This is a genomic window from Stenotrophomonas veracruzanensis (assembly GCF_032911525.1).
Taxonomy (GTDB): Bacteria; Pseudomonadota; Gammaproteobacteria; order Xanthomonadales; family Xanthomonadaceae; genus Stenotrophomonas; species Stenotrophomonas africana.
The window spans coordinates 1-2,825 of record NZ_JAWJTI010000071.1; the positions used below are offsets into that span (position 1 = coordinate 1).

Sequence of the window (2,825 nt, forward strand, 5' to 3'; positions counted from 1 at the left end):
GCTCCGGTAGTACCGGCCAGTGGCCGGCACTACCCTTGTGGCTCAATACACGTCGCGGCGGTAGCGCCCGTTCTCCAGCAGCGTTTCCACCACCTCATCGCCCAGCGCAGCGCGCAGTACCTGGTCCACGCCTTCGGCCATGCCCTGCAGCGAGCCGCAGACATGAATCACCGCGCCACGCTGCATCCATTCGCGCAGCGCATCGGCGGCTGCATGCAGGCGATCCTGCACGTAACCACCTTCGCCATCGCGCGAGAACGCCAGGTCCACCCGCGCGAGATGGCCCTCGGCCTGCCATGCTTCGATCTCGTCGGCGAACAGGAAGTCGTGTGCACGCTGGCGTTCGCCGAACAGCAACCAGTGCCCGTGCTCACCTGCATGCGCGGCTTCGCGCAACAGGCTGCGCAGGCCCGCGATGCCGGTGCCATTGCCGATCAGCACCATCGGCGCACCGCCAATGCGATGGAAACCGGGGTTGCGGTGCACGCGGGCCACGATGCTGGCACCGACCGGGGCATGCAGCGACAGCCAGCCCGAGCCCAGCCCGGCGCGCCCGGAGGCGTCATGCACCAGGCGTACCACCAGCTCCACCACACCGTCATCCGTACAGGAGGCAATGGAGTACTCGCGGCCGGGCAGCAGCGCCAGCCCGGCCAGCCACAGGCAGGCGTCCTGCACCGCCAGCGCGGTATCCGCGTCGGGCAGCTCACGCTCACTGGCCAGCGCCAGCAGCGTACGTGGTGTGCCGTCCACCAGCAGGGGCTGCTGCGGATCCAGCCCATGCGCCTTCAACACCGCGCTGGCGTGCCGCGCGTTGTGGCGGGGGGCGATATGCAGGATGTCGCCCGCCTGCCACTGCACCTCGGCCGGCGCCGCAAGACGGATGCGCCAGATGGCGCCGCCCATGCTGCCCGGGTTGAGCCGATCGCGGCCGAGCAGCCGCCAGTCATGCATCTGCGTGGCCGCCGGCAGCACGCTGTCATCGGTGGTGATGCCGGTCAGCGCGCCCAGCTGCAGCTGCCATTGGCGCAGGGCCGCTACCGAGGCGGCATCGACTTCGATGCGCTCGAACAACGGGTGCGCGCCGTTGCCGATCAGCCAGCCATCAACCTGGCGGCCGAAACCGCAGTAGTGCGGGTACTGTCGATCACCCAGTGCCAGCAGTCCAAACTGCAGGCCTGACAGGTCGAGTGTCTGTGCGATCAGCCGTCGTGCAGCGCCTCGCGCCGCATCCGGTGGTTCGCCATCGCCGAAGGTGCTCAGTACCAACAGCGCCTGCGCGGTGCGCGCCAGCTGCGCGGCATCGACGCGGGCCAGTGGCAGCACCTGCACTGCATGACCGGACGCCTGCAGCTGTGCCGCTGCGCGCCATGCGAGTTGTTCGCCCAGTCCGCTCTGGCTGGCATGCGCCACCAGCCACGGCGTGCCATCGCCATCGGCAGGCGTTGCTGGCAGCGACTGACGCAGGCCATGCGCGGCGCGCTGGCTGCGGCGCCGGTCCAGGTACAGCATCCAGCCGGTAATGAAGAACAGGCTCATGCCCAGACTGCTGAGCATCACCACCACGCGCCCGGGCACGCCGAAGTAGCTGCCCGAGTGCAGCGCGAATACGCTGGTGGCCAACTGCGCGCCCGCGCCCTGGCGCGCGTAGGGGCGGGCATCGAGCGTGGCACCCGTGCCCGGGTCGAGTTGCAGCAGATCATGCGCGCGGTCATGCTGGCCGCCGCGCTGCGACGGATCACCGGCCATCACGCGCACATTCAGTGCCTGCCCGGGCTTCTCTGGCAGGCGCAGGTCGATGTACCCGGTGCGCACGCCGGGCAGTGCATACAGCGTGGCTTCGATGCGCTCCAGGTTCAGGGTGGCACCGGTGGCGACCTTGTGCTTGGCGGCCGGTGCGACGCCCAGCAGGGTGTTGGCGGCACTGCGATACCAGTCGAACGACCACCAGAGGCCGGTCAGCGCACTCATCAGGTAGATCAGCAGCACCCAGGTGCCGATCACCGAGTGCAGGCTCCACAGGAAGCCTCGGCCGCTGCGTTTCCATTCCACCGCCAGCCAGCTGCGCCAGTGCCACCAGCGTCGCGGCCAGCGCAGGTACAGCCCGGACAAGGTGAAGAACAGCAGCGCGATGGCGCAGCTGCCGGTGATCCATTTGCCGCGCTCGCCGGCGGCGAGGTGGCGATGCAGGTCCTCGACGAAGTCGAAGAACGCCTGCCCACGCAGGGCGCTGAATCGCTCGCCACTGTACGGATCGAAGTAGACCCAGTGTTCCTTGCCGCCGGCAAAGCGCGCAACCGAAGGCCGTTGCCCGGTGGCATCCACGCGCAGGCGCTGCAGCGGGCGTTCACTGCCGGCCTGCAGCAGCGGTACCAGTTCGCTGAGCGCAAGTGGAAGCTGGCCATCGGCATGGTGCTCGGCGATCTCGGCGAAGCCGGGATTGGCCGCGCGCAGCAGTTCGTCCTCGAAGGACAGCATGGCGCCGCTGAGGCCCATCACGGCCAGTACGGCACCGGCGGTGATGCCCAGCAGCCAGTGCAGTTGGAACAGGACGTTCTTGAACATCGAAGGAGGAGGGCCCGGAAGGCTGCCGCCCGCATCCTGCGCAACAGCAAATGAGAATTAGTCGCGTAATTCTCCGTGGCGGACGGGCTACGGTCAAGGAGGGTTTTGTTGCAGGGCTTTGCAGCCCTGCACCCGCCGAATCAACGTCAACATCAACATCAACGTCAAACGCTGGCTATCCGTGGGTTGGCGGGGTGGGTCCGGTTGAGGGGGACGCCGTAAACCCATCCATGGGGGCTTGGTCGCGGCATCCATGCCGC

At 68.1% G+C, this 2,825-nt stretch carries 1 protein-coding gene; it reads right to left on the reverse strand.

What is annotated here, in order from left to right; genetic code table 11:
* Positions 1-42: 42 nt before the first annotated feature.
* Positions 43-2,565 (reverse strand): sulfite reductase flavoprotein subunit alpha, encoded by a 2,523-nt coding sequence (locus R1H25_RS20300; RefSeq protein ID WP_317224470.1) that lies wholly within the window; start codon positions 2,563-2,565, stop codon positions 43-45.
* Between the last annotated feature and the right edge of the window lie 260 nt (positions 2,566-2,825).